At 72.0% G+C, this 15,734-nt stretch carries 25 protein-coding genes; 23 read left to right on the top strand and 2 right to left on the bottom strand.

Annotated elements, in window-relative coordinates:
- The first annotated feature begins 75 nt into the window (after positions 1-75).
- From ACZ64A_RS09135 to ACZ64A_RS09120, 4 genes are all read left to right on the top strand, one after another.
- Entirely contained in the window at positions 76-339 is a 264-nt protein-coding gene (locus ACZ64A_RS09135; protein WP_469809247.1) for a hypothetical protein, read from the top strand.
- A complete protein-coding gene (locus tag ACZ64A_RS09130) occupies positions 336-1,256 on the top strand; it encodes a hypothetical protein (RefSeq protein ID WP_469809246.1) in 921 nt (306 codons plus the stop codon). Before ACZ64A_RS09135 ends, ACZ64A_RS09130 begins: the two co-directional genes overlap by 4 nt.
- Positions 1,257-1,348: 92 nt before the next feature.
- On the top strand, positions 1,349-2,473 hold the full coding sequence (locus tag ACZ64A_RS09125) for a glycoside hydrolase family protein (protein ID WP_469809245.1): 1,125 nt from the start codon (positions 1,349-1,351) through the stop codon (positions 2,471-2,473).
- A 53-nt stretch (positions 2,474-2,526) separates the two neighbouring features.
- Positions 2,527-2,703: a hypothetical protein gene (locus ACZ64A_RS09120; protein ID WP_469809243.1), complete on the top strand. Its 177-nt coding sequence runs from the start codon at positions 2,527-2,529 to the stop codon at positions 2,701-2,703.
- A gap of 48 nt (positions 2,704-2,751) precedes the next feature.
- Here the strand turns inward: ACZ64A_RS09120 and ACZ64A_RS09115 are convergent, their stop codons facing one another.
- Positions 2,752-2,973: a hypothetical protein gene (locus ACZ64A_RS09115; RefSeq protein ID WP_469809242.1), complete on the bottom strand. Its 222-nt coding sequence runs from the start codon at positions 2,971-2,973 to the stop codon at positions 2,752-2,754.
- A gap of 70 nt (positions 2,974-3,043) precedes the next feature.
- The gene (locus ACZ64A_RS09110) at positions 3,044-3,328 is read right to left on the bottom strand and encodes a hypothetical protein (RefSeq protein WP_469809241.1); all 285 of its coding nucleotides are present in this window, start codon (positions 3,326-3,328) and stop codon (positions 3,044-3,046) included.
- Positions 3,329-3,517: 189 nt separating this feature from the next.
- On the opposite strand from ACZ64A_RS09110, the gene ACZ64A_RS09105 reads away from it, so the two are divergent.
- The 19 genes from ACZ64A_RS09105 to ACZ64A_RS09015 all read left to right on the top strand — a co-directional run bounded on the left by ACZ64A_RS09105 (position 3,518) and on the right by ACZ64A_RS09015 (position 15,638).
- Positions 3,518-4,327, top strand: coding sequence for a DUF2637 domain-containing protein (locus ACZ64A_RS09105; protein ID WP_469809239.1), 810 nt, complete (start codon positions 3,518-3,520; stop codon positions 4,325-4,327).
- Between the two features lie 6 nt (positions 4,328-4,333).
- Complete coding sequence (locus tag ACZ64A_RS09100; protein WP_469809237.1) at positions 4,334-4,480, top strand: hypothetical protein; 147 nt, start codon at positions 4,334-4,336, stop codon at positions 4,478-4,480.
- An 11-nt stretch (positions 4,481-4,491) separates the two neighbouring features.
- Positions 4,492-5,001: a hypothetical protein gene (locus tag ACZ64A_RS09095; protein ID WP_469809236.1), complete on the top strand. Its 510-nt coding sequence runs from the start codon at positions 4,492-4,494 to the stop codon at positions 4,999-5,001.
- Positions 4,998-5,339 carry a hypothetical protein gene (locus ACZ64A_RS09090; protein WP_469809235.1) on the top strand — a complete coding sequence of 114 codons (342 nt, stop codon included), beginning with the start codon at positions 4,998-5,000 and terminating at the stop codon, positions 5,337-5,339. Before ACZ64A_RS09095 ends, ACZ64A_RS09090 begins: the two co-directional genes overlap by 4 nt.
- A gap of 79 nt (positions 5,340-5,418) precedes the next feature.
- Entirely contained in the window at positions 5,419-5,556 is a 138-nt protein-coding gene (locus ACZ64A_RS09085; RefSeq protein ID WP_469809233.1) for a hypothetical protein, read from the top strand.
- An 8-nt stretch (positions 5,557-5,564) separates the two neighbouring features.
- The gene (locus tag ACZ64A_RS09080; RefSeq protein WP_469809232.1) at positions 5,565-5,816 is read left to right on the top strand and encodes a hypothetical protein; all 252 of its coding nucleotides are present in this window, start codon (positions 5,565-5,567) and stop codon (positions 5,814-5,816) included.
- 191 nt (positions 5,817-6,007) lie between these two features.
- Positions 6,008-6,424, top strand: coding sequence for a hypothetical protein (locus ACZ64A_RS09075; RefSeq protein ID WP_469809231.1), 417 nt, complete (start codon positions 6,008-6,010; stop codon positions 6,422-6,424).
- Positions 6,421-7,773 (top strand): phage terminase large subunit family protein, encoded by a 1,353-nt coding sequence (locus ACZ64A_RS09070; RefSeq protein WP_469809230.1) that lies wholly within the window; start codon positions 6,421-6,423, stop codon positions 7,771-7,773. The genes ACZ64A_RS09075 and ACZ64A_RS09070 overlap by 4 nt, the downstream gene beginning before the upstream one ends.
- A 13-nt stretch (positions 7,774-7,786) precedes the next feature.
- Positions 7,787-10,114 (top strand): phage portal protein, encoded by a 2,328-nt coding sequence (locus ACZ64A_RS09065; RefSeq protein ID WP_469809229.1) that lies wholly within the window; start codon positions 7,787-7,789, stop codon positions 10,112-10,114.
- Between the two features lie 2 nt (positions 10,115-10,116).
- Entirely contained in the window at positions 10,117-10,467 is a 351-nt protein-coding gene (locus ACZ64A_RS09060; RefSeq protein WP_469809228.1) for a hypothetical protein, read from the top strand.
- Entirely contained in the window at positions 10,464-11,111 is a 648-nt protein-coding gene (locus tag ACZ64A_RS09055) for an HK97 family phage prohead protease (protein ID WP_469809226.1), read from the top strand. Before ACZ64A_RS09060 ends, ACZ64A_RS09055 begins: the two co-directional genes overlap by 4 nt.
- Positions 11,111-11,272 (top strand): hypothetical protein, encoded by a 162-nt coding sequence (locus tag ACZ64A_RS09050; RefSeq protein ID WP_469809225.1) that lies wholly within the window; start codon positions 11,111-11,113, stop codon positions 11,270-11,272. The genes ACZ64A_RS09055 and ACZ64A_RS09050 overlap by 1 nt, the downstream gene beginning before the upstream one ends.
- Before the next feature lie 201 nt (positions 11,273-11,473).
- Entirely contained in the window at positions 11,474-12,772 is a 1,299-nt protein-coding gene (locus tag ACZ64A_RS09045) for a phage major capsid protein (protein ID WP_469809224.1), read from the top strand.
- A 68-nt stretch (positions 12,773-12,840) separates the two neighbouring features.
- Entirely contained in the window at positions 12,841-13,149 is a 309-nt protein-coding gene (locus ACZ64A_RS09040; RefSeq protein ID WP_469809223.1) for a hypothetical protein, read from the top strand.
- A 3-nt stretch (positions 13,150-13,152) separates the two neighbouring features.
- Positions 13,153-13,833, top strand: a complete 681-nt coding sequence (locus ACZ64A_RS09035) for a hypothetical protein (RefSeq protein ID WP_469809221.1) — start codon at positions 13,153-13,155, stop codon at positions 13,831-13,833.
- 47 nt (positions 13,834-13,880) lie between these two features.
- On the top strand, positions 13,881-14,300 hold the full coding sequence (locus ACZ64A_RS09030; protein WP_469809220.1) for an HK97 gp10 family phage protein: 420 nt from the start codon (positions 13,881-13,883) through the stop codon (positions 14,298-14,300).
- A complete protein-coding gene (locus ACZ64A_RS09025; protein WP_469809219.1) occupies positions 14,300-14,749 on the top strand; it encodes a hypothetical protein in 450 nt (149 codons plus the stop codon). Before ACZ64A_RS09030 ends, ACZ64A_RS09025 begins: the two co-directional genes overlap by 1 nt.
- A complete protein-coding gene (locus ACZ64A_RS09020) occupies positions 14,746-15,042 on the top strand; it encodes a hypothetical protein (RefSeq protein WP_469809218.1) in 297 nt (98 codons plus the stop codon). Before ACZ64A_RS09025 ends, ACZ64A_RS09020 begins: the two co-directional genes overlap by 4 nt.
- 32 nt (positions 15,043-15,074) lie before the next feature.
- The gene (locus ACZ64A_RS09015; RefSeq protein WP_469809217.1) at positions 15,075-15,638 is read left to right on the top strand and encodes a major tail protein; all 564 of its coding nucleotides are present in this window, start codon (positions 15,075-15,077) and stop codon (positions 15,636-15,638) included.
- Positions 15,639-15,734: the final 96 nt, after the last annotated feature.

Below are 15,734 nucleotides of genomic sequence, written 5' to 3'. Positions count from 1 at the left end.
CTACGTCGCCCTCGTCACCACCACCGCCGGCCTCGCCCTCGCGCACCACTCGCACCTGCCCTGGAGGCGCCGCCCATGACCACTGCCCTGATCGCCGCCCTCGCCGCCGTCGTCGCCCTCGCCATCGGCTGGGCCCTCGGCTACCGCCACCACGAGGACCAGCTGCTGCGCGCCGTCCTCGTCCGCCTGGAGCACGACGCCCGCCCCGTCGACCGCCGGCCCGCCATCGAGGACGCCGTGGCCATCGAGCTGGCCGCCGCCTGCTGCGAACGCTGGTGGACCTCGGCCGGCGCCGACCACGACCCGACCACCTGCACCCGTAAGGACCAGACCCTGTGAGCCAGACCAACCCCGACGCCCGACGCGTCGTCCACGCGCTTGACCGCCTGACGACGCAGGTAGGACGGGTGGCCGACGCCTTGACGACGCCCGTCGTCCGCCCGTCGACGGGCGTCGTCCCCGAGCCGACGACGGCCCCCGACACCCCGTCACCCCTCGCCGCCGACCGGGCAGCCGATGACCGGGCGCGCGTCGACCACTGGCGGCCCGTCCCCCTCGCCACGCCCTGCGGCTACTGCACCCACCCGTACAACTGGCACGTGGGCGGCGCCTGCCAGTTCGGCAACGACACGAACCGGTGCGGTTGCGACACGTTTACCGTCGGCGAGCGGCCCGAGCCGATGGACCCGGTGCACATCCTCGGCGTGGGAGCGCCGGCCGACGACGATCAGGCGCAGCGCTGGGCCCGCCGGGAACCGCTGCTCGTACTCCTCACCCGCGTTCAGCACGGCCGCACCCTCACCGACACCGAGGCCAACACGCTGCGGCAGCTGGTCGAGACCGAGATGCGCGACGCCGACACCGCGCGCGCCGTGGCCGCCGGCAACAAGCGGCACGTCCAGCTGATGTACGAGGAGCTGACCGAGGCACAGGCCGCCATCGAGCGGGTGCGCGCCGAGTGCGCCGCCATCGAGCGGGACATGTGCGGCGCCGAGGACGACGGCATGCGCGTTGCGATCGTCCGCGTCCTCGCCGCCCTGGATGGCACCGAGCAGGCGACCGAGGAGCAGCCCGACGACAACGCGCGCCTGATCGCCGAGTACCAGGCCGCTGTCCTCCGCGTCCTGGCCCTGCGCGAGCCGATCGCCGAGGCGCTGGAAGCGGCGGACTACCGGCCCGGCATGCGGCGCGGCGACCTCGCCGACGCGATCATGCCCGTCATCCAAGCCGCGGTGGAAGGCCCCGAGCCCACCTGACCCCAGACACACGAGGGGCGCGCCCACGATCTCCCCAGACCAGGCGCGCCCCAACCGGTGGACCGACCGTATCTCCGACAACTGGAGCCCCGTTGCCCACCGTTGCAATCCGCCTCCGGCACGCCCTCACGGCGCTCGCCCTCACCCTCGCCGCCCTCGTGGCGAGCATCGCCCCCGCACCAGCCGACACCACCCCGCCGGCCGCGTTCACGATCACCGGCCTGGACCTCCACGACGCCACCGTGAAGCGGTTCGGGTCGACCTACTACGCGTACGGGTCCATGTACGCGTGCGGGTACGAGTGGTACGTGGCGAACACCCCCTGGTGTGGGTTCGGCGTGAGCACCGCCCCGAGCCCCCAGGGCCCGTGGAGCGCGCCGCGCCTGCTGTTCCCCACCACGTCCACCGACCCGTCGACCGGGCGCAGCTGGCAGGCCACGTGTGGTGGCACCGGCCAAGGGTGCTTCAACCCGCGCATGATCCAGCGCACCGGCTGGGGCAGCGACGACGGCGTGTACATTTTGTGGTTCAACTCCCCCCGCCAGTACAGCGACGGGGCGCAGCACGCCTACAACGCGATGGGGTGCAACGGTCCCGCGGGCCCGTGCGGGCCGACCGCGGGCGCACCGAACGGCAGCTACACCAAGCCCTCGCTGCCCATCTGCGCGGGCGCGAACGGCGACTTCGGCGTCATCGAGAGCGCCACGCCCGGCGGCCGGCCCGCCATCGTCTGCACCCGCGCCGGGACCACCGGGCTCAGCATTCAGGAGCTCAACTGGTGGGGGACCGGGGGCACCAACACGGGCGTGGCGAACGTCGCCAGCCTGTCCGACGTGGAGGGCCCCGGCGGCTGGTGGGACCCGACCACGCAGCAGTACGTGCTGACCTACTCCGATCAGGGCTGCGGCTACTGCGCCGGAACGCCCGCGGGGTACGCCACCGCGCCGAGCCTGTACAGCGGCTGGACCGCGCCGGGCAATGTCGGGTGGGGCGCACCGGTCTACGGGCGGCGCGTGTTCAGCGGGTCCAGCTGCGGCGGCCAGCCCCGCACCGTCACCGTGTTGGACGGGCAGGCGTGGCAGATCATCGACCTGTGGCGCGGCACCCGGAACGAGGCCTCGGCGCCCACCCACATGGTCCCGTTGACGTACACGCCGACCACCGGCACCCCGGGTGACGGGCAGGTGTGGCGCCCGCCGCTGTCGCTCAACTGCTGACCTGGCGGCCCTGCCTCTGCCATCCTGGAGCCCGCCAGCCGAAGGGGGACGACATGCCCGTGCCGTTCAGCAAGCCGCAGCCGAACCCGGCCACCGCCGAGCGCATCGCCGAGGCTGGCGCAGCCGTGGCCGCCATGGGTCGCGCGCTCGCCCCCGCCGCGCAGGCCGCACGCCAGGCGTGCGAGCAGATCGGGCGCAGCCTCGCGGCAGCGCGCCGCCCGTCAGCCTGACAGACGCAGGTCAACGCCCCGTCGCTCCACACGGACGACGGGGCGTCGTCATACCTCCGACGGCCCCCACTGATCCGGGCCCACCCCGTGCCAGTCGATCAGCGGCGACTCGGCCACCTCCTGCGGCTCCAGCTCCAGGCCCGCCCGGCGCAGGAACTCCACCAGGTCGCGCAGGCCGTACGCCATGCCGAGGATCTCGCCGTCCACGCGCACCCGCCGGCCACCCGTCGGCGACGGCGGGGACACGACGATGCGGTGCTGCTCGGCCATGCCTCCAGCCTCGGCGAGACGGGGCGTCGCCGCACCCGGGGCTAGGCCAGACGACGGGCGTTGACCAGCGTCAACTCTGGCCCTTCCAGATCCGCCACGCCCGCGACCGATCCGTCCCGATCAGCCGACCGATCTCCGGGAAGTCCAGCCCCTGCCGGTGCAGCGCGTCCACCGCCTGCTGCCGGATCTCCGTCGCCAGGCCCCGCTCCGCCGGCCACTCCCGCAGCACCAGGCCCGCAGCCCGCGCCCGTACCGCCGCGTCCGGGATCGTCTCCAGCTGGCGCAGCGCAGCGCGCACCGCCTCCAGTACGCGGTCCGCCTCGGCGCGCGCCTCGTCCCGCTCCTCGTCCGCCATGCCCTGCACCTCCCCGCCGGAGCGTAGGTCTGCACACCCGGCCCCGTGTCGGGTAGCCTTCACCGTGTCGGGTAGCCGACACCGCGTCACGACGGGCCGACGACGCCCTGACGACGCCCCACAACTGAACGAGCCCCGGACGGGACGGGCATCCCAACCGAGGCTCTGACCACAGGAGAGTTGACCTCCATGGCTGACGAGCAGCCTACGCATACCCCGCGGCCCCCCGCTACGGCCGGGGTCGGCCTCGCCATCGGCGCCGCCGTCCTGATCACCGCCATCACCGGCGTGGCGTTCTGGCTCAGCTACCACCACCTGCACGACGTCGCCGCCGGCAACGGCCTCGGCACCGACCCCGCCCGAGCGTGGGCGTGGCCCGCGGTGCTCGATCTCTTCTACCTCGCCGGAGAGTTGCTGATCCTCCGCGCGTCGTACCTGCGCACCGTCGACCCGTGGGCCATCGCCCTCACCGCCGTTGGCGCGCTCGGCTCCATCGGCCTCAACGTGGCCGGCGTCGGTTCGGACGCTCTGCCGCTCGAGTACATCGTGGCCGCAGTCCCGCCCGTCGCCGCCCTGCTGGCATTCGGCGCGCTCATGCGCCAGCTGCACCTGTGGTTCGCCCGCCGCCCCGCTGCCGCGCCGCAGCCCGCGCCCGTGGCAGTCCCGCCGCTGGAGCGCGCCGAGCAGCCGCCCGTGCCACCGATGCCCGAGCAGGCCCCGGCCGTCCAGCCCGCCCCGGAGCCGCAGGCCATCGAGCCCCCGGCCGAGGAGCAGCGACCGGAGCGACCGACGATCGAATACCGCGATCCGCGCTGCATCGCCGTCCGCCCGCTCTACAACAACGGCACCCGGCCCACCACCTCGCAGATGCGCGAGGCCCTGCGCCCCCAGTTCGGACGCGTCAGCGACTCCGTGATCCGCGGCGAGATCCGCGCCGAGATCGAGGAGCACGAGCCCGAGCTGGCCGACTACCCGCCGGCCATCCGCCGCACCGCGTAGGCCGCCGTGCTGCTCGCCGTGTTCTTCGTGCTCGCGGCCCTCGTTGGTCTCCTCGGCCTCGCCCTGGTCGACATCCGCACCGTGCCGCCCGTGTCCGGCACGTGCGCCCTGATCCTCACCCTCGCGGCGCTCGCCGTCGCCGTCCTCCACTGAAGGACCACCCCATGAACTACGTCACGTACGGGGGCGTCACCATCGGCCTCTGCCTCCTCGTCCACCAGATCGTCACGTGGTGGCCCGGTCGTAAGGCCCTCATGAAAGACCCCGTCAAGCATGCATCCGAGCTGCTGCCGTTCCTCGCGTCGTGGGCGTACGGGTGCCTCACCACCCTCGGCGTGGGCGGCCTGGTCGGTCTGATCTCCGGCACGGTGCTGGGCCTGTCCAACTGGCTCGGCGACGCCTCGTTGGTCTGGGGCGTCGGTGCGCCCGGCGGACAGTCCGCGGCGCGCGCGACGTTCACACCGCTGTCCGGCCCCGGCCTCGCTGTGATGCTGATCCTCACCGTGGCGTTCATCGCCGCCGTTAAGAAGTCCCGGTACGGCGCCGAGATGAAGCGCGGCGCCTGGTGCGGGATCACCCTCGGCACGTCCGCCGGTGTCGCTGGATTCGCCGCGGTGCCGCTCGCGCTCGCCGCCAACTGGCTCGGCGTCCACGCGTACGGGGCCGTCGCGTGAGCGCGCCCGAGGAGACCCCGAGTCCGGCGGCCGGGGCGTGCGTCCTGGTCGTCCTCGGCGGCGCCGTGGTGGCTGCGGCGTTCGCCGTCGACCAGGCCGCCGGCATCCTCACCGTGGTGGCCGCCGGGATGCTCGCGCTGTGGCGCTGCGCCCGACGCAAAGGTACGGACCAGCCCCTCCCCTCCCCCACCGCCACCCCTCCCCACGACGACGAATTGCCTGGTCAGGGACCTGTCGAGATTGTGCGCCGAGAGGGGATGTCGATCTTGCTGCGCGACGACGCAGACAACCCGCACCGCACCCACGTACGCGTCCAGCTCCACGACCAGGACGCCTAAGACCCCGGGGCGGCCGACTGCTGCCAGGCGCCCGGCCGCCCCGGTCCCCATCCCGATCACGAGACAGGAGACCGCCATCATGGCACTCGGATTCAAGAAGCCCATCGAGCCCGACGACCCCCGGCTGAAGGGCCACGAGACGACCTACCAGGCGTCGCGCGGCGGCCACTTCAAGCCCGAGGAGAAACCCGTCGCGGGCAAGCGGACGAAGGGATGATGGGCCGCATGACGAAGCCGCGCCTGTCCCTGGAAGAACACGCCGAGATCGGCAAGCAACTGGCCCGCATCCAGCGCGAGCTGGGCCGCATCGGCACCAAGCTTGCCAATGTGTACCCGCGTTCTGGCCCCGAGGCCCAGCCGATGCGGAAGATTACCGCGACGGAGAAAGCGCTGTCGGATGCGCGCTACGCCCTGGAGAACGCCCTCTTCCACGACCACCCGAACGCGGACGTAGAGGTGTACTTCCCGCAGGACTGACCCCGCTGTCAGACCCCCGCCGTACAGTCGGAGACGCAACGCAACCATGTCCGCGTCTGCTGGCTGCACCGTGGACCAGTGCCCCACCGGGAAGTCCCCCGCCGGTGGGGCACTCTCATGCCCGGCGAATTGCAGCCCCCAAGATCCTGCGCCGCCCGAAATCCGTACCTTGCCCAGCAGGGAGGTAGCGGGTGCCGACGCCGGAGAACCGGGACGCCGGCCTGGTGCGCGAGCACGAGGCCGTGATCCTGCGCGCCCGCGAACGGCTGACGTTCCGGCAGATCGCCGAGCGGCTCGGCTGCGACGTGAAGAACGCCCACAGCGCGTGGAAGCGCGGCGTGGAAGCGCTCGCCGCCGAGGCCGCCGACGCGCACCGCCAGTACCTCGGCGAGCAGCTGGCGACGCTGGACGTGGCGATCACCGGCCTGATGCCCAAGGTGATCAAGGGTGACGTCCGGTCCAACGAGGCGCTGGTGCGGCTGCTGGACCACCAGGCCAAACTCCTCGGCCTGTACGCCCCCGTGCGCGTCAACGCCACGGTGACGGACGAGATGACCGCCCGCGTGATGGCGCTCGCCGAGGAGATCGCCGCCCTGGAGGCGCCGTGAGCGTCGACCCCGAGCAGCTGCGCGCCCGCCTCCAAACCCTCACGCCCGAGGAACTGGAGATCCTGGAGACCGAGCTGCGCGCCCGCCTCTGGCAAAAGCGATGGGACCGGTGGACGCCGTACCCGTGGCAGGTCCCGCCCGACCACATCGAGACCCTGGGCTGGTGGCTCCAGCTCGGCGGCCGAGGCACCGGCAAGACGGACGGCTGCGCGCGCTACATGGTGGAGCACGTCAACGGCCCGCCCTGCGATCCGCGGCTGCGCGGCGGCCACCGCATGGCGATCATCGCGCCGACGCAGGGAGACGCCGTGGAGGCCTGCGTGAACGGTCCGTCCGGGCTGCGCGCCCACGACCCGCGCGTGGTCCTGCGCACCACGGCCGGCGGCACGTTCGCCCGCTGGCCCAGCGGCGCCGAAGCGAAGCTGTTCGGCGCGCACACCCCGGACGACGTGGAGCGCCTGCGCGCCGGTGGTAACCGCTGCCTGGTCTGGATGGAAGAGGTTGCCGCGCAGCGCCGCCTGCGCGAGGCCATCACCCACAGCGAGATGGGCCTGCGCATCGGCCCGAACCCGCACTACATCGCGTCGACCACGCCCAAGCCGCGCCGCGAGCTGGTGGAGCTGACCCGCTCCGACAAGGTCACCGTGACCCGGGGCCGGACCCGCGACGCGATCCACCTGCCCGAGGAGATGCGCGCCCACCTGATCGCCAAGTACAAGGGCACGCGCATCGAGGCGCAGGAGCTGGACGGTGTCCTGCTGGAGGACATCGAGGGCGCCCTGTGGTCGTGGGCGTCGCTGGACACCGCCCGCGTCGGCGCGGCCCCGCAGCTGGCGCGCGTCGTCGTCGCCATGGACCCGGCCGCAACCTCGGGCAGCGAGTCGGACGAGATGGGCATCATCGTGGCCGGCCTCGGCGCCGCGTACCTGCCGGACAAGAACGGCTTTGCCCGTCAGCACGGGTACGCCATCGATGACCTGTCCGGCCGCATGCCCCCGGTGGAGGCCGCGCGCAAGGCGATCGCCGCCTACCACGAGCACCGGGCCGACGCGATCGTGGCCGAGGTCAACAACGGCGGCGAGTGGATCGGCACCGTCGTGCGGCAGATCGACCCGACCGTGAACTACCGCACCGTCACCGCCAGCCGCGGCAAGCAGACGCGGGCCGAACCCGTGGCCGCGCTCACCGACCAGGGCAGCGCCCACATCGTCGGCAGCCTGCCCGAGCTGGAGGAGCAGCTGACCACGTGGGTGCCCGGCGACGACAGCCCCGACCGGCTGGACGCCTACGTGTGGGCCCTCACCGATCTCATGCTCGCGCCTGCGGGCAACCTCGCCGCGGTCGCCTAGGAGGAGCAACGACGTGAGCCAGTACAGGAACCGCGCCCTACGGCGAGCAGCCGAGCAGCGCGCCATCAGCCTGGACAGTCTGCGCGGCCGGACCCCGGTCACCGTGGCGTCCCTCGGCGGGCAGCAGTCCCTGACCCTCGCCCTGGACGCCGAGACCCGCGGGTTCGCCAACAGCGCCGTGGCGTACCGGTGCGTGGACGCCATCGCGTCCAACGGCTCCAGCGTGCCCCTCGCGGTGGCCCGCCCGGACGGATCGTTCATCGACGGCCACCCCGTCGCCCACCTGTTCAACAAGCGGCCCAACCCGGACATGTCCGCCCGCGCGTTCAAGTACCTCACGCTGATGCAGGCCGAGCTGGGCGGCCAGGCGTTCGTCTGGATGGACCGCGGCGAGACCGGCCTCGGTGAACCGACCGAGATCCACCTACAGTTCGATCAGGTCGACATCGTCGTGGACAAGCCGGTGCGTGACCGGCCGACCATGGCCAACCTCGTTGGTTTCATGATCCGTCGGGCGGACGGGACACAGATCCCAGTCCTGCCCGAAGAGATGCTGTGGCTGCGCTACCCGCATCCTTTCGACCCGCTCGGCTGCCTGGCCCCGTGGAAGGCCGCCAGGCACGCCGTGGACATGGACGCCTACGCCCGCGAGTGGCAGCGCTCCAGCTACGCCAACGGGGCCCGGCCCACGGGCGTGGTGTACCTCGGCGACATGGGGGACACCGAGTTCAGCGCGGTCAAGGCGTCGTGGCGCAGCAGCATGCAGGGCCCGGAGAACGCGGGTAAGACCCTGCTGGTGCGCTCGGCGCCCGGCGGCGGGCCGGGCGGCAGTAAGGGCATCGGCTACGAACGCCTCACCTTCACCCCGGAGGAGATGGCCTACCTGGAATCCAGGATGGCCAACTCCGCCGAGGTCATGATGGCGTTCGGCGTCCCGCACGACTACCTCGCCGCCGGCACCACGTACGAGAACCGGGCCGCGGCGAAAGCCACCCTGTGGTCGGACACGATCGCCCCCAAGTTGGAGGTGATCTCCAGTGAGATCGACCTGCGGATGCTGCCCTCGGACAGCGAGGAAGCGCTGTTCGATCTGTCGTCCGTGGCCGCGCTCCAGGAAGCGCAGGACTCCGTGGCCAACCGCGTGCGTGCGTCCACGTACGCGGACGTGATGATGATCGATGAAGCCCGCGCCGCGCTCGGCCTGGACCCTCTGCCTGACGGCATCGGCGCCCACACGCTGACCCCGTACCGGGCGCAGTTCGCCCCCGTGCAGGGCGCGGCCGGCGCGGACGCGGCACGGTCGTGGGACGCGGATTTCTCCCGTCTGCCGCAGCCGACGCCCGACGTCGAGACCATCGTGGCGCGCGCCGTGGAGTCGACGCTGGCGCGCATCCTCGGCGGGCAGACGACGCAGGTAGACGCCCCTGTGACGCCCCGTCGTCGGGAGCTGACGCGCGCGGACGACGCCCCGTCGTCGCCCTCGCTGGACGAGATCAACCGGGCGTACGACGCGCTGGAGGGCGAGGGCCGCGCCGCCGTGCGCCGCCTCGCCAAGGAACAGGCCGAGCGCGTGCTACGCGATTTCGACCGGCTGATGGGCAAGCCCAACCGGTCCGCCGCGTGGCTGGAGGAGGTACGCGCGCAGGCTTGCGCCCTCGCCCGCGAACAGCAGCTGGTCCTCGCCCCGCCCGACCCGGAGCAGGTGCCGGCCGCCCGCATGACCGACATGGACGTGGCAACCGGGCCCGCAGGGTGGGAGGAGCGAATCAAGGCGCGTGACCTGTTTGACCCGCGGTACTGGCGGCGCCGCACCGGCGAGCTGCTGCGCCCGTTCGTGGAGCGGGTGTGGAAGCGCGGCGGCGCGTCTATCACCGGCAGCTTTGACCTGGACGAGCCGGACGTGGCGCGCGCCCTCGCCGACCGGATCGAGGAGCTGGCCGGCCAGGTCACCGCCACGACCGAGCAGGTACTCCGGTCGCAGATCCTCGCGCACGGCGTGGCCGACGGCGAGTCGGTGCCGGAGCTGCGCGCCCGCATTCAGCAGGTGTTCGCCAACTTGGGCGACTTCCGGGCGACGATGATCTCCCGCACAGAGACCGTGGGCGGCTACAACGCGGCGTCGTTCCTGGCCGCCCTGGACGCTGGCGCCACCCGCAAGACGTGGCTGGCCACCGCCGACCAGCGCACCCGCGAGACGCACCGGCAGGAGAACGGCCGCAGCGTCGCCATGAACAAGCGGTTCGAGCTGACCAAGAGCAGGTGGCCGGCGGACCCAACCGCCCCGGCCGCGCAGTCCATCCAGTGCCGTTGCACGCTGACCTACTCGTTCGAGGAGTCCTGACCATGGCGACCCTGCTGCGCGGCGAGGTCCGCGCCATCCTCCAGCCCGCCGGGCACGCCCAGTACAAGGGCGCGTACTGCCCGCAGGGCGTCCCGTTCCGCGAGGTCCGCCGCGGCCCGTTCGACGGCAAGAGCGACATCGCCGTCCGGACCGACATCAACGGCGACGTGCCCAAGCTGATGACGTTCAGCAACGGGCAGGTGGTGTACGAGTACGACGGCCGCGACGGGCAGGGCCGCGCCGTGTACCGGTACGCCCCCAACCTCAGCAGTTCCCACCGGGACGTGATGAACGGCGTGGCCGAGGTCTACGCCGAGCACGCGCTGAAGACGGCCAAGGGAGGCCAGCAGTGACCGAGATCCTGTTCCGCAGCCTGGAAGACGTGCAGTGGCGCGTCGGCGAGGGCGACGACGGCACGTTCGCCGGGTACGCCTGCCGCTACAACAAGCGCGACAGCTACGGCACCACGTTCCACCCGGGCGTGTTCCGGCGCGGCCTGGACCGCAGGGACTACGCCCTCCTGTTCATGCACGACCCGACCCGCCCGGTGGGCACGTTCCGCGCCGAGGAGCGCGACGACCACCTGTGGATCGAGGGCCGCTACGACGACACCGCCGCCGGCCGGGACGCCCGGGTCATGGCCCGGTCCGGGAGCGCGCCCGAGCTGTCCGTGGGATTCGTGCGCACCGACCTGCCCGAGTGGTCCAAGCTGGCCGAGATGGGCGACGACGAACGCAAGGACGCCCTGGAGAACATCCGGTCCGCGCGCCTGGTGGAGGTCTCGCAGATCACCGCCCGCATGGCCGCGGTCCCCGGCAGCAAGCTGAAGACGGTGCGGTCCGCGCTCGGCGACCTGTACGTGGCTGCGGGCGAGCCGACCGTGGACCAGCAGCTGCGCATGCTCGCCGAGGACCAGGCCGCCGACGACGACCGGCGCATGCAGGAGCGGCAGCGGCGCGCGGCGTGGCTGCGGCTGGCGACCGTGGGGGGTGCGTGATGGCCCGCAGGTTCGTGAGCAAGGCGCAGTGGCGGATGGCGTTCGCGCGGAAGCTGCCGTTCGCTCGGAAGTGGGCGCACCGCAACCAGGCGAGCCAGCCGTACAAGACGCTGCCGCAGCACCACAACGGGCGCGGCTTCCGGCGGGGACGACGCAGGTAGACGCCCGTCGTCGCTGCGAATTGCAGCCCCCACCCGCACGCACACCGGGAGTGGATCTACTCTCCCCACATCCGGGCCGCTCGCACCGGACGTAAAAGCCGCGAGCATGCCGGGCGCGATCCACCGGCCGTGAAAGACGGACCGCAGCAACCCATGACGCATGGGCGGCTGTGCGCCGTCCACGGACCGGAAAGGAACACCATGGGCAACTTCGCCAAGGTGCGCCCCATCGGTCGCCGCCGCGACGGTCGACCGATCTACCCCATCAAGGGCGGCGCCCCGACCCTGATCGAGCAGCGCGACGAGATCGTGCGCCTGCTCCAGGACCCGAACTATGACGGCGACGTGGACGAGCTGATGCAGCGCGCCGACCGGATCGCCGCCGACATCGAGGCCGCGCAGCAGCGGGACTCCCGCCTGCGCCGCCTCCAGGGCCTCGTCCCGCCTGGTGACCCGCAGCCGCAGCCCGGCCAGCAGCGCCGCGAGGAGCCGGGCATGCAGCCCGACGACCGGGGCAACCCGCACCCGGTCACCGCCGCCGAGGCGTTCGTACGGTCCGCCGCACTGGAGGCGTTCCGAGAGCGTGGCTGCCGCGGCGAGTCGGGCGCGGTCGAATTCCGCGCACCGGTTGCCGGCGCGGTCACCACCGGCACCATCCCCCAGCAGAACACCCGGGTCCCGGGAACCATCCCGACCAACCCGGATCTGCCGCTGCTGGTGGCCAACCTGTTCGACCGGCAGACGTCGGACGGCAGCACGCTGGAGTACCTGCGCGACGTCTCGGGCCCGCAGTCCACGTGGAACAAGGCGGCCGTCGTCCCCGAGGGCGACACCAAGCCGCAGTCGGGGCCGTTCGCGTTCGACACGATCACGACCACGCTCAAGACGGTCGCCCACTGGGTGCCCATCACCCGGCAGGCCGCGGACGACAACGGCCAGCTGATGGGCTACATCAACGGCAGGCTCAGCTACGGCCTTGAGTACAAGCTCGACCGCGAGTGCCTGGTGGGCAACGGGACCACCGAGGTTCAGGGTGTGCTGACCACGCCCGGCATCGGCACGTATCAGCCGCCTGTCGGCAGCACCGACCCGAAGCTGATCACCATCCGCAAGGCCAGGACGCAGGCCGAACTGGCGCTGTACCCGCCGGACTCCGTGGTCATGAACCCCGTCGACTGGCAGGACATCCAGCTGGACGAGGACCAGAACGGGCAGTTCCGCGTGATCACGTCCGTGCAGGATGCCGGCGCGCCGACCCGTCTGTGGGGTCTGACCGTGGTCACCACCGTGGCGATGACCGCCGGTACCGCGCTGCTCGGTGGGTTCCGGATGGGCGCCACGCTGTGGGAGCGGCAGGGCGTCACCATCCTGATGACCGACTCGCACGCGGACTTCTTCGTGAAGAACACGCTGGTCGTCCTCGCCGAACGCCGCGCCAACCTCGCGGTTCACACCCCGCAGTGCTTCGTGAAGATCACGTTCGCCGCGGCCACGTCCTGACCGACCGGGCGCGGCCGGCGGTCCCCGGCCGCGCCCACCCCACCGTCCTTCCGTGAGGAGAGCCAGCCATGGCGAGCACCCGTAAGACCAGCACCGACGAGACGACCACCGAGCAGCAGCCCAACCCGGCCGCCGTACGCACGCAGGAGTACGCCGCGGGCGACGGCTGGGACGTCGGCCAGACCGCGCCGGACGATGCGTTCCGCGCCCTGGACGCCGCGGGCACCGGCGAGCCGACGGGCCCGGTCGTCAACACCCACCCGGGCGGGTACGCCCGGCAGATCGTCGCCAAGGGACAGGTCATCACCGAGGGCGTCAAGCGCGAGCTGGACGCCGCCGAGGCCGAGCAGTCCGGCAGCGAGAGCAGCGAGGGCTGACGGATGGCGTACTGCTCCGTGGACGACGCGCGCGCCAAGGGGGCGATCGGCACTGACGCCGAGGTCGCTGCCTGGATTGCTGCTGCCACGGAGCGGATCACCGACTACACGCAGCAGGTGTTCGAGCCGACCGACCTGGTGGTGGTGGCGGACGTGGGCGCGGATGGACTGGTCATCCTTCCGCGCCGCGTCCGCTCGGTCACGAGCGTGCTGCCCGTCCTGGAGGCTGACGACGGGCCGTCGCTCCCGTCGTCGTCGTACCGGGTCACGTCGTCTGACGTGCTCGGACAGATCGACGCCCTGCATCTGGCGTGGGGCGGCTATGACGATCTCGTGGTGGGGGCCGAGTCGTACAACGGGGGGTGGCTCGGCCTGTGGGAGCGGTGGGGCGCCGAGCAGGTGAAGGTCGTGGGCGTGTTCGGGTACGCGCAGGTGCCGCAGCTGGTGAAGGAGGGGTGCGCGCTGCTCGCCGCCCACCTTCAGGGGCAGGCCGCACCGACGGACCCGGACGCCACGGACGGCGGCCTGGACGTGGACGACGAGGGCAACAACGTCCGCATCGAGGACACCGACGACAGGGCGTCGTCACCCGTCGTCTCGGCGTCGTCGTCAACCGGATCGACGCAGGTAGACGCCCTCCTCGTCTCGTACATGAACCGCACCAGCCTGCTGGGGGGTGTGTGATGCGCTTCCGTCGCTCGGTCCCGGTACGGATGGGTACGGCTGCCTCGGTGCAGATCGACACCCGCGCGTACGAGCGCGGGCTGCGTCGGTACTTCGGCCGCATGTCGGACGACGTGGAGCGCGCCGTGGACCGCACCCGCGTGGACGTGCAGAACGAGGCCAGGCGCCGCGCCCCGGTCGACACTGGCCGGCTGCGCTCCTCCATCGTGTCGCGGACCGAGGGCGGTGGCCGGCGCCTCGGGTACGTGGTCGGCACGAACGTGGGCTACGCGGCGGCCGTGGAGTACGGCACCGCCCCACACGTGATCAAGCCGCTGCACAAGAAGGCGCTGTTCTGGCCGGGTGCTGCGCATCCGGTCGCGCAGGTCAACCACCCCGGTACCAGGCCGCAGCCGTTCCTGCGGCCGGCCATCGAGCTGACGCCCATTTTCTGGCGGGCGCATGCCTCGCAGATCGGCAGGCGCTGATGGCCGCGACAACCGAGGGCGCGCTGAAGGCGTACCTGGAAGGACTCGGCGCGGGTGTGCCGTTCTTCCGCGAGGGGCCCCGCCCGGGGCAGGCCCCGCCGTTCGGCATCATCCAGCGGCAGACGATCAGCCTCAGCACCGCGGCGAACGGCGACTTCGGCGACCCGGACGCGGACCTGTCCGTCATGGAAGTGCTGACTGTCGACCTGGTCCAGCCCGCCCGCGCCAAGGTGACGAACCGGCTGGCGAAGAACAGCGAACGGTACGGCCTTGCCGAGGTGTTCATGGCGGCGCTGCACGGGTGCCGCCTGCCGCAGGCCCCTAGCCCGGTCACCGCCGTACGGGCGCGGGACCTCCAGCGCTTTCCCGCCGCGGACAACACGATCCGCGAGTCCATCACAGTCGAGGTGCACCGCAGGCTGCGCCGCAACGAGGTGATCCCCACATGACCGTCATGTTCACGCCGATGGCCCGTGAGGACGTGATCAGCTACCTCGCCGGATCGTGGCCGGCGCCGCCCGGCGCCGAGGTGGAACGCGTCGCCTTCCTGTCCGAGCAGGGACATGGCGCGCTCGCGGTGCAGTCCGGGTCCCGGCCCGGCATCTCGTGGTGGGTGGTGGACGGGTGGATCGTCCCGCAGGACGCCGGCCCGCTGCCTCGCCTGGACGGCGACACGACCGAGGTCATCCAGGACACCGCGCCCGATTCCCCGCCCCTCAACACCAACGACGCCCCGCTGTAGGGCCGGACCCCGGCACCAGGAAGGAACCCGCGATGCCACTCTCCCGAGTCACCAAGCTCTACGCGGTGAAGGACGCCAAGATCTCGGCGCTGCTCACCGACCCCGCAGGCGGCACCGCCACGTACGGGACCGTCATCGATGTGCCCGGCATCAAGTCGGTGGAGATCTCCGGCGACGTGGAGGTGAAGGAGCTGCGCGGCGACAACGGCCTGTTGGACAGCGACTCGTCCATCAGCAACGTCACGGTGTCGTTCCCGCACGCCAAGCTGTCGCTGGACGTCATGGTCGCCCTGCTCGGCGGGACCGTCACCGACTCCGGTACGACGCCCTCGCAGAAGAGCGTGTGGGACCTCTCGCAGGGTGCGAAGCCGCTGCCGTTCAAGCTGGAGGCTGCGACCCCGACCGGTGGCAGCGACGTCATCACTGGCGACGTCCACTTCACCCTCCACAAGTGCATCCTCTCGTCCTTCCCCGGCCTCGGCCTCGCGGAGGAGGACTACCGCACGATCGAGTCCGAGGCGCGCGCCGTGCCGCTGATCTCCACCGGCAAGTGGATCAGCGTGACGATCAACGAGACCGCCGCCGCGATCACCTGATGAGACCCCGGGCGTGGCGCGTCCCGCTCAGCGCGCCCGCCCGGCCCCGCCCCATCCGCAGGCCGAAACCCGGCACTCACAAGGGACACCACCACC

The sequence above is a fragment of the Streptomyces sp. NPDC104814 genome, from assembly GCF_055583185.1.
This window is presented reverse-complemented; position numbering and strand designations above follow the sequence as displayed.